14 protein-coding genes and 1 riboswitch are annotated in these 16,149 nt (G+C 69.9%); of the genes, 11 read left to right on the top strand and 3 right to left on the bottom strand.

Annotated features, from left to right (window positions below):
* Positions 1–860 precede the first annotated feature (860 nt).
* The gene (locus LNW72_RS18985; RefSeq protein WP_250976505.1) at positions 861–2,276 is read left to right on the top strand and encodes an MFS transporter; all 1,416 of its coding nucleotides are present in this window, start codon (positions 861–863) and stop codon (positions 2,274–2,276) included.
* A gap of 7 nt (positions 2,277–2,283) precedes the next feature.
* On the opposite strand, the gene LNW72_RS18990 is transcribed toward LNW72_RS18985, so the two are convergent.
* Positions 2,284–2,502, bottom strand: a complete 219-nt coding sequence (locus LNW72_RS18990; protein WP_250976506.1) for a hypothetical protein — start codon at positions 2,500–2,502, stop codon at positions 2,284–2,286.
* 186 nt (positions 2,503–2,688) lie between these two features.
* Between LNW72_RS18990 and lhgO the strand changes: the two genes are divergently transcribed.
* From lhgO to LNW72_RS19035, 9 genes are all read left to right on the top strand, one after another.
* A complete protein-coding gene (gene lhgO, locus LNW72_RS18995) occupies positions 2,689–3,936 on the top strand; it encodes an L-2-hydroxyglutarate oxidase (protein WP_250976507.1) in 1,248 nt (415 codons plus the stop codon).
* A gap of 162 nt (positions 3,937–4,098) precedes the next feature.
* Entirely contained in the window at positions 4,099–5,007 is a 909-nt protein-coding gene (gene trmB, locus LNW72_RS19000; RefSeq protein WP_250976508.1) for a tRNA (guanosine(46)-N7)-methyltransferase TrmB, read from the top strand.
* 132 nt (positions 5,008–5,139) lie between these two features.
* Entirely contained in the window at positions 5,140–6,645 is a 1,506-nt protein-coding gene (locus LNW72_RS19005) for a PrsW family intramembrane metalloprotease (RefSeq protein ID WP_250976509.1), read from the top strand.
* An 81-nt stretch (positions 6,646–6,726) separates the two neighbouring features.
* Positions 6,727–7,734: a hypothetical protein gene (locus LNW72_RS19010; RefSeq protein ID WP_250976510.1), complete on the top strand. Its 1,008-nt coding sequence runs from the start codon at positions 6,727–6,729 to the stop codon at positions 7,732–7,734.
* Between the two features lie 12 nt (positions 7,735–7,746).
* Complete coding sequence (locus tag LNW72_RS19015; RefSeq protein ID WP_250976511.1) at positions 7,747–8,316, top strand: Uma2 family endonuclease; 570 nt, start codon at positions 7,747–7,749, stop codon at positions 8,314–8,316.
* Between the two features lie 108 nt (positions 8,317–8,424).
* On the top strand, positions 8,425–9,318 hold the full coding sequence (locus tag LNW72_RS19020) for a restriction endonuclease (protein WP_250976512.1): 894 nt from the start codon (positions 8,425–8,427) through the stop codon (positions 9,316–9,318).
* Positions 9,319–9,382: 64 nt separating this feature from the next.
* Positions 9,383–10,237: a signal peptidase I gene (gene lepB, locus LNW72_RS19025; RefSeq protein ID WP_285369636.1), complete on the top strand. Its 855-nt coding sequence runs from the start codon at positions 9,383–9,385 to the stop codon at positions 10,235–10,237.
* A gap of 122 nt (positions 10,238–10,359) precedes the next feature.
* The gene (locus LNW72_RS19030; RefSeq protein ID WP_250976513.1) at positions 10,360–11,205 is read left to right on the top strand and encodes a helix-turn-helix domain-containing protein; all 846 of its coding nucleotides are present in this window, start codon (positions 10,360–10,362) and stop codon (positions 11,203–11,205) included.
* Between the two features lie 228 nt (positions 11,206–11,433).
* On the top strand, positions 11,434–11,721 hold the full coding sequence (locus tag LNW72_RS19035) for a hypothetical protein (RefSeq protein ID WP_232486134.1): 288 nt from the start codon (positions 11,434–11,436) through the stop codon (positions 11,719–11,721).
* A 151-nt stretch (positions 11,722–11,872) separates the two neighbouring features.
* On the opposite strand, the gene LNW72_RS19040 is transcribed toward LNW72_RS19035, so the two are convergent.
* Both LNW72_RS19040 and LNW72_RS19045 read right to left on the bottom strand, forming a co-directional pair.
* Complete coding sequence (locus tag LNW72_RS19040; protein WP_250976514.1) at positions 11,873–12,892, bottom strand: M23 family metallopeptidase; 1,020 nt, start codon at positions 12,890–12,892, stop codon at positions 11,873–11,875.
* Positions 12,893–12,904: 12 nt separating this feature from the next.
* Positions 12,905–13,041: riboswitch (cyclic di-AMP (ydaO/yuaA leader) on the bottom strand.
* Between the two features lie 381 nt (positions 13,042–13,422).
* Positions 13,423–14,658: a hypothetical protein gene (locus tag LNW72_RS19045; RefSeq protein ID WP_250976515.1), complete on the bottom strand. Its 1,236-nt coding sequence runs from the start codon at positions 14,656–14,658 to the stop codon at positions 13,423–13,425.
* 373 nt (positions 14,659–15,031) lie between these two features.
* Here LNW72_RS19045 and LNW72_RS19050 point away from each other — a divergent pair, with 373 nt between their 5' ends.
* The gene (locus LNW72_RS19050; RefSeq protein ID WP_250976516.1) at positions 15,032–15,664 is read left to right on the top strand and encodes a peptidoglycan recognition family protein; all 633 of its coding nucleotides are present in this window, start codon (positions 15,032–15,034) and stop codon (positions 15,662–15,664) included.
* Positions 15,665–16,149: the final 485 nt, after the last annotated feature.

The raw sequence follows: 16,149 nt of genomic DNA on the forward strand, positions 1-16,149 counted from the left end.
ACCGCAAAGAGCGCACGGGCGGGCGCACAGCCACATATACCGGGAGCACGGGCACTTTTTGGGGGCTGCAATCTCGCCATCCGGGACAGGCCTCTTAACGGTCGGGATGCGGCGAACTACGCTGGGTGTACCCGAGTAGCGAACGCCCCGGCATCTCGGGGCCCGGTTTGTCCGCGACATTGGCCGAATCGGGCTCCACAGACATCACAGCCTCTACAAGAGGGGCTGGGGCGGCCGTTCTTTGTGTCGAGGGGGTGGCAAGGGCGTGGTCCACGTGCGCGGCCCTCGCGTGTCCGGACGGGCCGGCGCGTCCGGCATCCCCGGCGCGTCCGACACAGCCGGCCCGGCCGATGTTCCCGGCCCGGTCGACACCCCCGGCACCCGCGGCACCCCCGGCCCGGCCGACATCTCCGGCTTACCCGATGCCTCGGGACCACCGGGACCACCGAGCCCACCCGGCCCATCCGATACCCCGGGTTCATCCGATGCTCCAGGCTCATCCGGTCCGACCAGAGCGACCCACCCGACCAGAGCGACCCGCCCGTCCGGCCCGACCGGCTTGCCGGGAACGGCCGTCGCGCCCGGTGCGCCCGGTCCTGCCGGTGCGTCCGACGAGGAGTGGCCATGCTGTGCTCTCCCGGGAGGCAGCTTCCGCCGCCCCCCGTTCTCGCACGAGTTCTCGCCCGAATCCCCCCTCGGTCCCACGTCTGGGTACCGAACCGGATACCGATCCAGCTGCCGAGCCGGGTACCGGACCGAGTACCGAACCGGGTGCACACCCGGGCTCCCGTCAGCACCGCCCCCCGAGAGACAACCAGGCCGTCCGGCCTGCCCCCAGCGGCATCGCGAGGTGAACCGCAGTGAACAAGGAACATCGCGGGCCGAACGAAAAACTCGGCACCCTGCTCGCCCTGGCCGCCATCAGTAACGCGGGCCTCGCCCGCCGGGTCAACGACCTGGGCGCGCAACGGGGCCTGACCCTCCGCTACGACAAGACCTCGGTGGCCCGCTGGGTCAGCAAGGGCATGGTGCCGCAGGGCGCCGCACCGCACCTCATCGCCGCGGCCATAGGCAGCAAGCTCGGCCGTCCCGTCCCGCTGCACGAGATCGGGCTCGCGGACGCCGATCCGGCGCCCGAGGTCGGGCTCGCCTTCCCGCGCGACGTCGGCGAGGCGGTGAAGTCCGCCACCGACCTGTGGCGGCTCGACCTGGCCGGCCGCCGCGGTCCCGGCGGCACCGGCATCTGGCAGAGCCTGGCGGGCTCCTTCGCGGTCAGCGCGTACGTGACCCCCGCCTCGCGCTGGCTGATCACCCCCGCCGACGCCCTGGTGGCCCGTGACGCCCCCGCGCCCGGCACCGCCCACGTCGGGCACTCGGACGTGGCGAAGCTGCGCGAGGCCGCGGACGACGCCCGCCGCTGGGACTCGAAGTACGGCGGCGGCGACTGGCGCTCCGGCATGGTCCCCGAATGCCTGCGGGTCGAGGCGGCGCCGCTGCTGCTCGGCTCGTACAGCGACGAGGTCGGCCGCTCGCTCTTCGGCGCCACCGCGGAACTCACCCGGCTCGCCGGCTGGATGGCCTTCGACACCGGCCAGCAGGAGGCCGCGCAGCGCTACTACATCCAGGCCCTGCGGCTGGCCCGCGCGGCGGCCGACGTCCCCCTGGGCGGCTACGTCCTGGCGTCGATGTCCCTGCAGGCCACGTACCGGAACTTCGCCGACGAGGGCGTCGACCTCGCCCAGGCCGCCCTGGAACGCAACCGCGGTCTGGCCACCGCCCGCACGATGAGCTTCTTCCAGCTCGTCGAGGCCCGCGCCCACGCCAAGGCCGGCGAAGCCGCCGCGTGCGCCACGTCCCTCGCGGCGGCCGAGTCCTGGCTGGAGCGCTCCCGGGACGGCGACGCCGATCCCGCCTGGCTCGGCTTCTACTCCTACGACCGGCTCGCCGCCGACGCCGCCGAGTGCTACCGCGACCTGCGGGTACCCCGCCAGGTGCAGCGTTTCACCGAACAGGCGCTGGCCCGGCCCACGGAGGAGTACGTCCGCTCGCACGGACTGCGCCTCGTCGTGTCGGCCGTCGCCGAACTCGAGTCGGGGAACCTGGACGCCGCCTGCGCCGCGGGGACCAAGGCCGTCGAGGTCGCCGGCCGCATCTCGTCGGCGCGCACCACGGAGTACGTCCGCGATCTGCTGCACCGGCTGGAGCCGTACGGCAACGAACCGCGGGTCGTCGAGCTGCGGGAACGGGCCCGGCCGCTGCTGGCGGCGCCGGCGTGATGCCGCCCTAGGCGTAGCCGATGCCGTGGCCGAAGGTGAAGCCGATGCCGTAGCCGATGCCGTAGCTGCGGTCGCTGTAGCAGTAGCAGTAGCTGCGGTCGTCGCGGTAGCCGTAGTCGAAGTCGTAGCTGTACCTGCAGCCGTCGTGAGGTCGGGAGCTCAGGAACTCGTGAGCCGCCCGTGAGCCGCCCGTGGACCGCCTGTGCGGTCCACGGACTGCGTCCACGGGGTCACACACCTTGCCCCGCAAGGGTTTGCGACGATTGTCAGTGGGCCAGTTCATGATGGGGATGTCTTCAGGTCGAGGACTTCATGGCGTCATGGCGGGGGCTTCATGAAGGGGACTCATGATGGGGGCCCATGATGGGGGCGACTGGCCGTCCGGTCAGAAGCGCGGAGCCGGGGAGGTGGCATGGGACCGTACGCCGATGATGTGAACGATGTCGTCGTCATCGGGGCGGGCATCGTCGGCCTGTCCACGGCCTACGCGCTGACCCGTGCGGCGCCGGGCACGCGGGTGACGGTCCTGGAGAAGGAGCCCGGCCCGGCCCGGCACCAGACCGGCCGCAACAGCGGAGTGATCCACAGCGGGATCTACTACCCCCCGGGGTCGCTCAAGGCGCGCTACGCCCTCCAGGGCTCCGCCGAGATGGCGAAGTTCTGCGCGGAGCACGACATCGCGCACGAGATCACCGGCAAGCTCATCGTCGCGACGGAGCGGGACGAGCTGCCCCGGCTGCATGCCCTGGTCCAGCGCGGCCGGGAGCACGGCATCGCGGTGCGCGAGCTGGGCCCCGCCCAGATCCAGGAGTACGAACCGCAGGCGGCCGGCCTGGCCGCCATCCACGTCGGCTCCACCGGCATCTGCGACTACGGCGCGGTGGCCGCGACCATGGCCCGGCTCGCCACCGACGCGGGCGCCAGGATCCAGTACGGCGCCGAGGTCCGCGCGATCACCCGGACCCGCGGCTCCGGGCCGGACGGCACCGGGATCGTCGTCGAGTCCACCACCGGCGAGATCCGTACGAAGACCCTCGTGAACTGCGCGGGTCTGCACTGCGACCGCGTGGCCCGCCTCGCGGGCGACAAGCCCGGGATGCGCATCGTCCCCTTCCGCGGCGAGTACTACGAGCTGAAGCCGTCCCGTACCGGCCTCGTCCGCGGTCTGGTCTACCCGGTCCCCGACCCGGCCTTCCCCTTCCTCGGCGTCCACCTCACCCGGGATGTGCACGGCGGGGTGCACCTCGGCCCCAACGCGGTCCCGGCGATGGCCCGCGAGGGCTACCACCGCCGCACGTTCCGCGCCCGGGACCTGGCGGAGGTCGCCGGCTACCCCGGCACGTGGCGGATCGCCCGCCGTCACTGGCGGTACGAGATCGGCGAGATCCACCGCTCGCTGTCCAAGCGCGCCTTCACCGCCGCCGCGCAGCGCCTGCTGCCCGCGCTCCGCCCGTCCGACCTGATACCGGCGCCCTCCGGGGTCCGCGCCCAGGCGGTGCTCCGTGACGGCACCCTCGTCGACGATTTCCTGTTCGGCGGCTCAGGCCCCTTCGTCCACGTCCTCAACGCGCCCTCGCCGGCCGCGACGGCGTCCCTCCCGATCGGGCGCGAAGTGGCCCGCCGGGCCCTGTCGGCGCTGGCCACCCTGCAGACGGCGTAGCCGGGTCGCGAGCTCGGGCAGCTCAGCCCGGGGTCCGGGCAGGCGGCTGCAGGCCAGGGGTCCGGGCTGGGGCTCCGGACCCCCGAGGCTGACGACCGCCCCCGGTCCGGAGCAGCCGGCCGGGCGGGGGTGCTTCCACCCGCCCGTAGAATTAGCCCCATCGTGTCTAGTTCACCCACGCCCCCCAGCACCCCCGCGGCCGAGTCCCTGGTTCCTGCCGCGCACGCCGAGCCCGTCGCCGTGGCCATACCGGCCGCGGCCGCCGAGCCCGCGGCTCCGGCCGCGGCACCTGCCTCCGGTCGGCCCCTCGCCCAGCCCGTCACCCGGCCCGCCGCCCGCCCCGCCGCCCGGCCCGCGAAGTTCCCCGACGGTCCGGCGCCGGACCCGGCGGGCTCGCGTGAGGAGCACCGCATCCGGACGTTCCACGCCCGCCGCGGCCGGGTGACCGACGCGCAGGCCGGCGCGCTGGAGCGGCACTGGGCGGAATGGGGTGTGGAGCTGGACGGCTCCCCCCTCGACCTGGGCAAGCTCTTCGGGGACCCGGGCCTGCCGATCGTCCTGGAGATCGGTTTCGGGATGGGTGACGCCACCGCGCGGATGGCCGCCGACGACCCGGCCACCGGCATTCTGGCCGTCGACGTGCACACCCCCGGCCAGGGCAATCTGCTCAATCTGGCCGACCAGTACGGCCTGACGAACGTCCGGGTCGCCAACGGCGACGCGATCGTGCTGCTCCGCGACATGCTCCCGCCCGAGTCCCTCTCGGGTCTGCGGATCTACTTCCCGGACCCGTGGCCCAAGGCCAAGCACCACAAGCGCCGGATGATCCAGCCCGAGTTCCTGGCGCTGGTGGCGCCGCTCCTCCGCCCCGGCGCGACCCTGCACTGCGCGACCGACTGGGAACCGTATGCGGAACAGATGCTGGAGGTGCTATCCGGCAGCCAGGACTTCACCAACCAGTACGGCGACGGCTACGCCCCCCGTCCCGATTTCCGCCCCATGACCAAGTTCGAGCGCCAGGGACTGGCCAAGGACCACATCGTCCACGACCTGCTGTTCACGCGCCGCTAAGCCCTGCCCCCGGCTACCGCTGGGAGCCGGCCCCGGGCTAAGCGGAATCCGGAACGATCGGATCCGGTCGCAGCGGAAGACGTATGGGGAAGGGCATCGCGCACACCCTCCATCCCCCCGTACTGTCGACTGGTGTCCTCGTACTCGCATTCGCCCGACTCCTCGAACCACCCGGTCCCCGAGTACCCAGAGCACGCGCAGAAGACGCCCGAGTTCGCCACCGTCCCGACCACTCCGGAGCAGTGGCACTACAAGCCGCGCCGCGCCTTCTGGGAGAGCAAGGCGGTACGCGCCGGAGCTCTCTTCACCCTGCTCGCGCTGTGCGGCGTGATCATCCTCGCGCTGGTGCGACAGCAGATAGGGACGGAGGGGTTCTTCGTCGGCCTCGCCCTATCGATCCTGCCGGTGCCGGTGCTGATCTGGGCGTTCATCTGGCTCGACCGGGTCGAGCCGAGTCCGTGGAAGAACCTGGTCTTCGCCTTCGCCTGGGGCGCGTGCGCCGCGACCCTGGTGGCGATACTGGCGAACGAGTACGCCACCGAGCTCCTCGCGACGACCTTCACCGCGAGCCCGTCCCAGACCGACACCTGGGGCGCGACCTTCGTCGCCCCGCTGGTCGAGGAGACGGCCAAGGGCGCCGCGATCCTGCTGCTGTTCCTCTTCCGGCGCCGGCACTTCGAGAGCATCGTCGACGGCATCGTGGTGGCCGGCCTCACCGCCACCGGCTTCGCCTTCACCGAGAACATCCTGTACCTGGGCTCGGCCTTCGGTGAGGACCAGGCCTACGGCTCCTCCGGCCTGCAGTCCTCCACCGCGGCGACCTTCTTCGTCCGGGTCGTGATGACGCCGTTCGCGCACCCGCTCTTCACCGCGATGACCGGCACCGGCTTCGCCATCGCCGCCATGACCCGGCCCGGCCGCCCCTGGCGCTGGCTCGCCCCGATCGGCGGCTGGCTGCTCGCGATGCTCCTGCACGGCGTCTGGAACAGCTCGGCGTCACTCGCCCCGCTCGGCTTCCTGGCGATGTACGGCGCGATCATGATCCCGGTGTTCGCGCTCGTGGTGTGGCTCGCCATCTGGTCGAGGTCGAAGGAACTGGGGCTGATCCGCGCCCAGCTGCCGGTCTACGCGATGGCCGGCTGGCTGACCCCGCCGGAACCCGTCGCCCTCGCCTCGATGAAGGCCCGCAGCGTGGCCCGTTCCGCCGCCCGCCGCGCGCACGGCGACGCGGCGGCCCGCACCGTCCGCGAGTACATCGCCTTCGCGACCCATCTCGCCTTCCTCCGCGCCGCCGCCGCCCGCGGCACCGCCGGGCCGCACTTCGTGGCCCGTGAGCAGGAGCTCCTCCACCACCTCTGGCAGCGCAAGGACGTCGCCCAGCCCGCCCTCACCCACGCCGCCTGGGCGACCCGCCCGGCGGTGCCGCCGGCGTGGGGCCAGTGGCAGCAACAGCCGTACGGGCCGTATCCGCAACGCCAGTACGGCCAGCACTACGGCCAGCAGCCCTACGGGCCCCAGCACCTCGGACCCCAGCCCTCCGGGCCCGCCTCCCCCGGACCTGCCTCCCCCGGGCCTCAGCCCTTCCTCCCCCAGCCGTACGGCCGGCAACCGCCCCCGTACGGCGGCCAGAACATCTGACCCACGCGACGCTCCCCTGCGCCCGGCCCGCGCCCCACCCGCACCCTGGCCTGCGACGGCACATCGCAGTAGCGTCCAACCATGTCCGAGCAGCGCGAACATGCCGCCGAGGCCGAGCGGCTCCTGCGGAAAGTCCCCGAGCACCCCGACGACCGCGAGGAGCTGCTTCTCGCCGCCGCCGCGCAGTGGATCCTCGCCGAGCGCCCGGCCCAGGCCCTGCCCCTCTACGACGAACTCCTCGACCCCGCCTCGGACCCCGTCTCGGACCCCGCCCTCGTCCAGGCGCTCAAGGCCGCCGCCCTGTGGGACACCGGCGCCGAGCAGCAGGCCCGCGAGCTCGCCGTCGCGGTCCGAGCGCAGGCCCCGGCGAGCCTGCCGCCGTGGCAGATCATCGGCGAGACCTTCGAGGTCCACGACGACCTGCCGGCCGCCGCCGCCTGGTTCGAGGACGCCACCGACCACTTCCTCACCCCCGACGAGGTCACGTACGAGGCCCGCAGGATCCTCATCACCCGGCACCGCGTCCGCCGGCTCCTCGGCGAGTCCCACGACGACCGCGACCACCTCGCCGACTACGTCCACAGCGCCCCGGTCCCCCTCGACGAGCTGCACGACCCCAAACGCCTCTGGTCCCTGGGCTCCGACGACCCCGCCGAGGTCCGCCGCGAGATCGAACGCCTCCGCACCGAACTCGCCGACCACCGGGCCGCCCTGTCCCGTCCCTACCCGCTGGCGGTCCTGTACTGGCCCGAGGCCGAACTCATCGCGCTGCTCACCCGGTACCCGGTCTTCGCCGCCGACTACGGCAGCTACCCCGAGCACCTGCGCAGCGTGGAACAGGCCCTGCACGCCCTCTCGGCGACGGGCGCCCCGTTCCTCGGCGTCGTCACGGCCACCCTCCCCACGTACGAGGCCTACGCCCGCACCCAGACCCTCCCGCCGGCCACCCCGTCCCTCCCCGCGGCCTACGCCACCTCCCTGGCCGCCCGCGGCCACGCCACCCCCTGGCCCCCACCCCGCAACACCCCTTGCTGGTGCGGCGCCCAGATCCCGTACGCAGAACACTGCGGCCGCCCGGGCACCGTGTAGGAGAATGAAGGCATGGACTACGCCCGGATCCGCGCCATCGCCGAGGACCTCGCCAAGCACACTCCCGACACAGTGCGCGGCTTTGAGATCAGCGGCGACGAGATCCTCATGATGATGTCGCCGTCCAGGCCCCACGAATTCATCGCGCTGCGGATCCGCCAGCAGCTCGACCAGCAACTCGATGCCGCCCTCGTCGCGCACACCGGCGGCGAGGTCGAGGATGCTTCCCTCGGCAAACTGCGACGCCCCGACGTGATCGTCGTCCCGCTCGCCACCTTCGCCGAAGACACGATGGATCCCTTCCATCCCCGCGACGTCGCCCTGGTCACCGAAGTGGTCTCACCCTCGAACCACTCCAACGATTACATCGAGAAGGTCGCGGACTATTCGGCCATGGGAATCGAGCTCTACCTGCTCGTAGATCCCCGCAAGGGCACCATCGCCGTCTTCTCCGACCCCGGCCCCAGTCCCGAAGGCCCCCGCTACCGAGCCCGACACGACTACGTCTTCGGCGAGCCAGTCACCCTCGGCCCCTGGCTCATCGACACCAGCGAACTGCGCCCGTACCCCAGCAAGGGCTGACCGGGCTATCGCCGCCGCGCAGCAAACCTGCAAAATGCTCCCCGCGCGTCAGACTAGTACTACTATCCTTCAACTTCGCCTACCTGTGGCAATCTTGGGGGATCAATAATGAACTTCATCATTGGACAGAAACTTCGCAGAAGTGAGATACACGACCTTTATAAGGGAAATCGACAAAAAGGGATAGCTCCTTCTCGCTCAACCCCAGACATTTTTCTGTTCTCTTACCCCGAGAAGAATCGCGAACACGGATACGCAGATAGCTGGGGGGTGGATGGCCACTATCACTACACCGGGGAAGGCCAGGAGGGCGATCAAGAGATGACGGGCGGAAACCTCGCCGTCCTTCAGCATCACAAGAACGCCCGGCCGTTGCATCTCTTTAGGTCTGCCTCAAGTGGAGTAGTCGAATACCTCGGAGAGTTTTCCCTGGATGACGAACCATCCTGGTATAGGACGGACACACCGGATAGCAAGGGTGAGCTGCGCAGCGCGATCATGTTTCGCCTCAAGCCAGTTTCGACCGATATCCAGCCTGCACCCGCACTGCCGGCCCCTCACCCAGCGATAGACAGTGTGACGGATGTCGATGTCGAGCAACACAACACCAGCCACGTGACGGTCAAGCCCTCACAGGAGCCGCGTGAGGCTGAGCGCCGGGAGGCCCTTCTCGTCACGGCATATCGCAGTTACTTGGAGTCCACTGGCGTTACGGTGAAGCGAAAGAGGATCTCCCTCGCACGGGGACTCAAGCCCTTGTACACCGACCTACACAACGTCACCAGCAATGTGCTCATAGAGGGAAAAGGTTCCGTTGCCCGCGAGTCAATCCGCATGGCGATTGGTCAACTCTTTGACTACCAACGCTATTTGACCCCAACGCCAACTCTTGCCCTCTTGGTTCCGCTGAAACCCGATCAAGACATGATTGACCTGTGCAGCAGGATGTCAATAGAGGTCATCTGGCCCGAGGACAATGGATTCACCTCAAGCATCTCTTGACCGTACGGGACAGCAAGAAGGGCTGAACTCGTGAGCCTGCGTACTCGGTGGGAACCCCCGTTCGTTGGATAACCGACGGTGTGTACGAAGAAGGAGCGGGGGCGCGGTCGTGGCGGAGAGTGGTGCGATAGGGGACGCGACGGCGGCGCGAGTGCGGAGGCCGCGGCGGAGGCGGCCGGCTTGGGTGGAGTGGCCGTTGTTGGTTGGGGTGGCGTTGGTGTTGGCGCTGGGGATCAAGACGTTCTTCGTGCAGGCGTTCTCGATTCCCTCGGGGTCGATGCAGAACACGCTGCAGGAGGGCGACCGGGTGTTGGTAGACAAGCTGACGCCGTGGTTCGGGGCCGAGCCCGAGCGGGGGGAGGTCGTGGTGTTTCACGACCCGGGCGACTGGCTGAAGGACCAGCCGGTGAAGCATCAGAATGCCGTGGAGCGGCAGACGCAGCGGGTGTTGAGCTTCATCGGGCTGATGCCGTCCGCCGATGAGAAGGATCTGATCAAGCGGGTGATCGCGGTGGGTGGCGACACCGTGGAGTGCAACGCCGGCGGGCCGGTGAAGGTGAACGGGGTGGCGTTGGACGAGCCGTACATCTTTCCCGGGGCGACGCCGTGCGGGGACGATCCCGTGGGAACGGTGAAGGTGCCGCGGGGGATGTTGTGGGTCATGGGGGACCATCGCAACGGCTCGCAGGACTCGCGGTATCACCAGCGGCAGCGCGCCGGTGATGGTTTTGTGCCGGTCAAGAATGTGGTGGGGCGGGCTTTCGTGGTCGCCTGGCCGGTGAACCGCTGGGCGACGCTGCCGGTGCCGGACACCTTCAAGGGGCCGGGAGCTCTCGCGGCCGTCGCTACCGCGCCGCTGGCGTTCTGGGTGCGGCGGCGGCGCCTGGCCGAGGCGGCGGGCCGCATCGATCACCCGTAGGGGTGAACGAAGGTTTGGATACAGGGAGTTGGCGCTACAGTGCGTCACATCACATCAGCAACCATGTGACCCCGGCGGCGCGCCAACGCCCCGGGGTCCGGCACTAGGAGCAACACCTCCCCATGCACATTCATCGTAGCGCGCACCGTCGCGCTTACACCGTCGTCTCCAATGCGGCGCTCCAGGACAATCGACTGTCTTTCGTCGCGCGGGGCGTGCTCGGGTACCTGCTGTCGCGGTTCGACGGCGAGCGGATCGACGTACGGAAGCTGGCCTCGCTGTGCAAGACGGGGCGGCAGCAGATCGCCAACGCCCTTGATGAGCTCAAGCGATACGGCTACTACGTCGTCGAGCGGGTGCAGGACCCCGAGACAGGGAAGATCACGACGCGCACCTCCGTGCACGAGGATCCGCAGGTCGGTCCGGCGGCCGGGAAGCGGGACTCCGGGGATCCGGGAAATACCCCTACGGGGGAAAGTACGGGGGATGAAGTACCTCCCTCCCCCGTGCAGATCGTCTCGGCCGAGCGCAGTGTGCCCGGCGGGCTCGCCGAAACCGTCGAGCTGACGACCCAGGACGGCGCGCTGCTGCGGCGGATCGCGCGGATTGAACCCCGGCTGACGCTCGGGGTGCTGGAAGCGGTGCCCTTGCTGCCCCTCTTGGCACAGTGGCGGGAGCGGGGAGTGCCGGAGGGGGCGCTCGCGCAGATGCTGACCGCCGGGCTGCCGAAGACGGTGTTCACGCCCGCTGGATTTCTACGGTCGCGACTGAGCCGGAAGCTTCCGCCGAAGGCGCCGTCCGGGCATCGGCCTGATGTCCTTGAGTGCGAGAACTGCGGGCGGCCGTTGGCGGCCGGCCGGGGCAAGTGCGGGCCGTGTGCACGCGAGGGTCGTACGCCGTCGGCTCCGGCCTCGTCTGTCGCGCGGGAAGGACGGGCGCGGGTGCGTGCGGCGTTGGCAGGGGTCTGAGGGGGCCGGCCCACTTTTCGGGGAGACGCTCCGGCCTTGCGCTGGATCACGGGCTGCGGCCCCGGTGTTTGCGGCAGCTGCGGCTACTACGATGCAACTTCACGCCACACGAGGCGCGAGCGTGCAAGTGGAGGATGGGGGCGGTCGGTCGTGGGCTGGTACGTGTGGGCCATTGCGTGGGTCGTCCTGTCGGGCGGTGGCTGGTGGGGCAATCGGTTCCGGCATGCCATGCGTACCCGGCATGAGCGGAAGGTCGAGCTGATCTCCGCGGAGGGCGAGAAGCAGCGGGCGCTGCAGGCGGCGAACCGGCCGCCGGAGGCGATCTGCGGCTGCACGCACCATCTGGCCAAGCACGACAAGCAGGGCAAGTGCCACGAAGTGGTGCAGACGCCGACCGCGTGGGACGCCGAGAAGAAGCCCGTCTCGTACGAGGCCCGGCCGTGCAACTGCCAGCAGTACATCGGCCCGCGGCCGCTGGAGACGCTCTACGCGGAGGACATCGTCGACCTGTCGTAGGCCCGAGAGTTCGTCGGACGGTCGGACGGTCGGACATGCCGACGGCCCTGGCGCGGGGGGTCACCAGGGCCGTCAGGGTTTGCCGTTGGACTGTTGGGCGGTTGGGCGGTTGGGCGGTTGGGCTGCTCAGCGGTTGGCCGGGCCCCTTCGGTCAGACGTCCATGCCACGGGCGCGCAGCCACGGCATCGGGTCGATCGGGTCGCCCGCTCCCGGGCGGACCTCGATGTGGAGGTGCGGCCCGGTGACGTTGCCGGTGGCTCCGACCCGGCCGATGGTCTCGCCCGTGGTGACCTTGCCCGAGGTCTGCACCATGGAGGACAGGTGGCAGTACCAGATCTCGGTGCCGTCATCGAGGGTCAGGATGATGCGGTAGCCGTACGAACCCGCCCAGGCGGCCGAGGTGATGGTGCCGCTGTGGATCGCGGACACCGGCGTACCGGTGGGGGCCGCGAAGTCCTGGCCGGTGTGGGTGTTGGCCCACAGGGAGCTGGACTCCCCGAAGCTCGCGGTGAGCGTGTACGAGGCGACCGGCTTGGTGTACGAGGCCGCGAGCGCGGCGAGGCGGTCGGCCTCGGCCTTCGCTGCGGCGACCTCCGCGGCCTTCTTCTTGGCGGCGACCTCCGCCTTCGCCGCGGCGGCCGTGTCCCGCACCTTCTGCGCGGCGGCCTCCTTGGCGGCCGTTGCCGCCGCTTGGCCGGCGGCCGCGTCGCGCACCGCCTGGTCCGCTGCGTCACGCTGCTGGGCGACGTGCTCGAGGATGCGGGTGCGGAGCGCCTCGCCGGCGTCCGCCGACCATGAGGTCGTGGTGGCGCCGTGCTCGGCGGTGGACGCCGCGGCCACCGGGGCGTGGTCCCCGCCCACGAGGGAACTGATCCCCGGCATCTCGGACAGCTTCGGAAGGTCCGGCGCGTCCGGCAGCTCGGACAGGTCCGGGAGCGAGATCGGCACCGGCGACTTGTCGGCGGCCGCCGCCATTCCGCCCGCGCCCATCGCGGCCACGGCCGCGACGCTCAAAACGGTCGAACCACGGGCTATGGAACGCGGCTTGGGGAGCCGGTGCTTGTTGCCCCGATCCGGGGCGACGGACTCCGCGGTGGGGTTCCATTCGTCCCATTCCCCGGCTTCCGGAGCCTCGGGTGAAGGGGCGTAGGCAGACTGGTTCGACGCCACGGGTGGCGCTCTCCTTTCCTTCCTTCTCGCCTACCGGGTTAGCTGACGGGTTCGGAGCAGGAAGGTCTCCTACGGGCCAAAGCGCAGCCCGATTCACCCCAATTAGTGGGTCCCCGGTTCCCGCGGACGGGATTCGGCAAGCGCACGGTGCCGCCTCTACGGCGGCAGTGACGACCGCGCTGCGTTATCGAACGGTAATTGAGCCGGGGGTCTTTTCCAAGCTGAAAGGAGGAGTTGGCGGAGGTGACTAATGGGATGGACGGGATGCAATCGGGCGAAGAGGGGTGATCGGAGTGATACGACGGTGATGTGAGCGTGAGTCAGTTGTTATGCGGAGTGGGGTGGACCCACTACGGAACGTGATGCATGACGAAACCCCGGCCGGATGATTCCGGCCGGGGTTCGTTACGTCGGGGTCTCGTTACGTCAGGGTCTCGTCACGTCAGGGTCTCGTTACGTCAGATCGTCACGCCAGTGCGTCACTCAGATCGTCACGCCAGTGCGTCACTCAGATCGTCGCGCCGCCCGCGTCAGCCCTGCCGGCGCCGGCGGCGGAGGCCGGCGAAGGCCATGGCCGCACCGGCGGCGACCAGGGCGGCCGCGCCGGCGGCGAGGGTGCCGTTGCTGCCGTTGGCACCGGTGTGAGCGAGCGAGGACTTGGTGTTGGTGATGGGCGCGTCCGTGGTGGCCGGGGCCGCCGCGGCGGGGCTGCTCGTGGTCGAGGACGGCGACGGGGTCGGGGTCGGGGTGGCCGACGGGGTGCCGGTCGGAGTGGTGACCGGGGCCGTGGGGAGAACGGTGATCTTCTCGTCGGTCTCGGCGATGATGCTGGTGTTGCCGCTGCTCAGCCCTGTCTGGGCGTTCAGCTCGAGGACCTTGGCCGCCTTGGGGGCTTTGTCCGCGGGCAGCGTGAACTTGAGCTTGTAGTGGTACGTCCCCTCGGCGAAGCCGGTGGGGATGTCGGGCAGCAGCCACGTGTTGACGTGGTCCGGAGCCGCGACCTCGACCCAGCGGCCTTCGAGCCACACGAACAGGTCCAGCGCCGGGTCGCCGCCGGCGCCGAACGCGGTGAGCTGGGTGCGCAGAGGCTTGCTGAAGTGACCGCCCGCCTCGTTGACGACATCGAGCGAGAACACCGCCGGCTTCGCAGCCGACACCTTGGTGGCGCCGCCGAAGTGATCCTTGATCGTGCCGATCCTGATCGAGGGGCTGGCCTGGAAGGAGATCGACGGGATCGAGTGCGAGGGATTGTCCTCGTAGTTGCCGGTGTCGAAGGTCAGGGTGAGATTTCCGTCGTTGGCGGGGAAGTTGGTGTTGAGCCCGACGGTGATCTTCCAGGTGTAGGTGGTGTTGGCCGGGATCGAGAAGGGGGCGGACTTCGTGCCGTGCGGGTGGAGGTGCACCACCATCGCCATGTCCTGGCGCCCCACCTCGATGTCGGTGGCCGGCGCCGAGACCGGCACGACCGCGAGCTTCACCTCGGAGCCGTCGAGCGGGCTCGGGCCGCTCGGGACGCCGAAGACGTTCGCGTTGAACTCGACCGCCTTGCCGTTGTTGTTCGTCGCACTGACCGTGTAGGACTCGGTCGCCCCTCCCCGGGCGAGCGGGCCGGCCGGCGACGGGGTGCCGAACGCGATGTGGAGCGGCTTGGCGGCCGGGGCGTCGGCGTACGCCGCGGCCGGCATGAGCGCCGTGCCGCAGACGGCGGCGGCCACGGTGACGGCGGCGGCGAGACGTGGACGGCGCGACAGGGTGCGAGCAGACATGGTGATCCCCCCAGGGAACAGGAACGTGAAGGGTGGAGCTGGATTTTGCGCCCCGCGCGGCTTCCCGTTCAGCGTTCCTGTTCGGTCCCTGCGGCTTGCGACAGGGAAATCGTCACACGCGGCCGATCCCCGGATCATGCGGGAAGCGTCACCTCCGTGTAACGGTGAAAGCCGTGGTCCCGGAGGTGTTGGTACGGTGCTTCGGCGCACTCTTCACCGGTCTGGACCACTGCCAATTCGCCTGGCCCTTGGCAGCGTTCACGCGCGGGGCCCACGATGGTCACGTCCCACCCGATGGTCACCCTCCACCCGATGGTCACGCCCCACCCGATGGTCATGCACCCGGCCCACCATGACGTCCCAGGGAGCCTCCATGGACCGCACGCCCGGCAACGCCGCCACGCCCGCCGCACCCGGCGACCCTTCGACCTCCCGTCGCACCCTGCTGCGCGGCGGCCTCGCGATCGGCGCCGTGGCGGCGGCCGGCCTCGTCGGCTCGATGCGCGCGGACGCCGCGACGGTCGACTACCCGTCGGCCGTCTGGTCCCCCGCGAGCACGGGCAACTACACGGCGTCGAACCGGGTCACGAGCTATCCGGTCAACCTCGTGGTCATCCACGTCACGCAGGAGACCTACGCCAACACCATCCGGGTCTTCCAGGACCCGGCGCACCAGGCGAGCGCGCACTACGTCGTCAAGTCGTCGGACGGATCGATCGGGCAGTGCGTGCGCGAGCACGACATCGCCTGGCACGCGGGCAACTGGGACTACAACACGCGCAGCATCGGCATCGAGCACGAGGGGTGGGTGGACCAGCCGGCGTACTTCACGACCGCGATGTACCACTCCTCCGCCGCGCTCACCGCCGCGATCTGCGACAAGTACGGCATCCCCAAGGACCGCAACCACATCATCGGCCACGTCCAGGTCCCCGGCACGGACCACACCGACCCCGGGCCCAACTGGGACTGGGTGCGGTACATCCGGCTCGTCAACGGAGTCTGACGCCCCGGCGGACACCGCGGCACGCACCGGATTCACCAATCGGCGCCGCGCCCTAAACTCCGTCCAGAACTCCCCAGGGCCCCGCTGTTACGAAATCAGAACACAGCGGAGACAAATCCTGGACAGTAACTTATCCCTGAATTCCCGGCGCCTCCCGGTGCGCGCATTTATGCATCCCGGCGCCCCCGACCTCGGGATATTGCTTTAACGTTTCCGCTGATTACTATTCGCTCACACGTACGTCAACCAGCGGAAACCCGTCCCGTGCCCGACGGAAACCCATCCCCCACCCGGTTCGCTCCCGCCCCACCCGCTGCTCCGAGAGCCGAGAACCCGCTTTCGGAAATGAACAATGCTGTGCCTTTTTCACCGCCTTCCCGATTCCCCTCCACAAACCCTGCCCTTTGCTCCACGATGTGACACGGGCGACCTCAAGACGGGGAGATCTGACGGTCGCACCTATCCCACTGCAACCCAGTTCATTG

The organism is Streptomyces sp. RKAG293 (assembly GCF_023701745.1).
In the GTDB taxonomy this organism is placed as follows: domain Bacteria; phylum Actinomycetota; class Actinomycetes; order Streptomycetales; family Streptomycetaceae; genus Actinacidiphila.

Bases quoted from the DNA above. Each gene is read 5' to 3' on its own strand.
- lhgO (WP_250976507.1), top strand. From the start codon at position 2,689: ATGGGACCGTACGCCGATGATGTGAACGATGTCGTCGTCATCGGGGCG.
- LNW72_RS19010 (WP_250976510.1), top strand. From the start codon at position 6,727: ATGTCCGAGCAGCGCGAACATGCCGCCGAGGCCGAGCGGCTCCTGCGG.
- LNW72_RS19015 (WP_250976511.1), top strand. From the start codon at position 7,747: ATGGACTACGCCCGGATCCGCGCCATCGCCGAGGACCTCGCCAAGCAC.
- LNW72_RS19020 (WP_250976512.1), top strand. From the start codon at position 8,425: ATGAACTTCATCATTGGACAGAAACTTCGCAGAAGTGAGATACACGAC.
- LNW72_RS19030 (WP_250976513.1), top strand. From the start codon at position 10,360: ATGCACATTCATCGTAGCGCGCACCGTCGCGCTTACACCGTCGTCTCC.
- LNW72_RS19035 (WP_232486134.1), top strand. From the start codon at position 11,434: ATGCGTACCCGGCATGAGCGGAAGGTCGAGCTGATCTCCGCGGAGGGC.
- LNW72_RS19045 (WP_250976515.1), bottom strand. From the start codon at position 14,658: ATGTCTGCTCGCACCCTGTCGCGCCGTCCACGTCTCGCCGCCGCCGTC.
- LNW72_RS19050 (WP_250976516.1), top strand. From the start codon at position 15,032: ATGGACCGCACGCCCGGCAACGCCGCCACGCCCGCCGCACCCGGCGAC.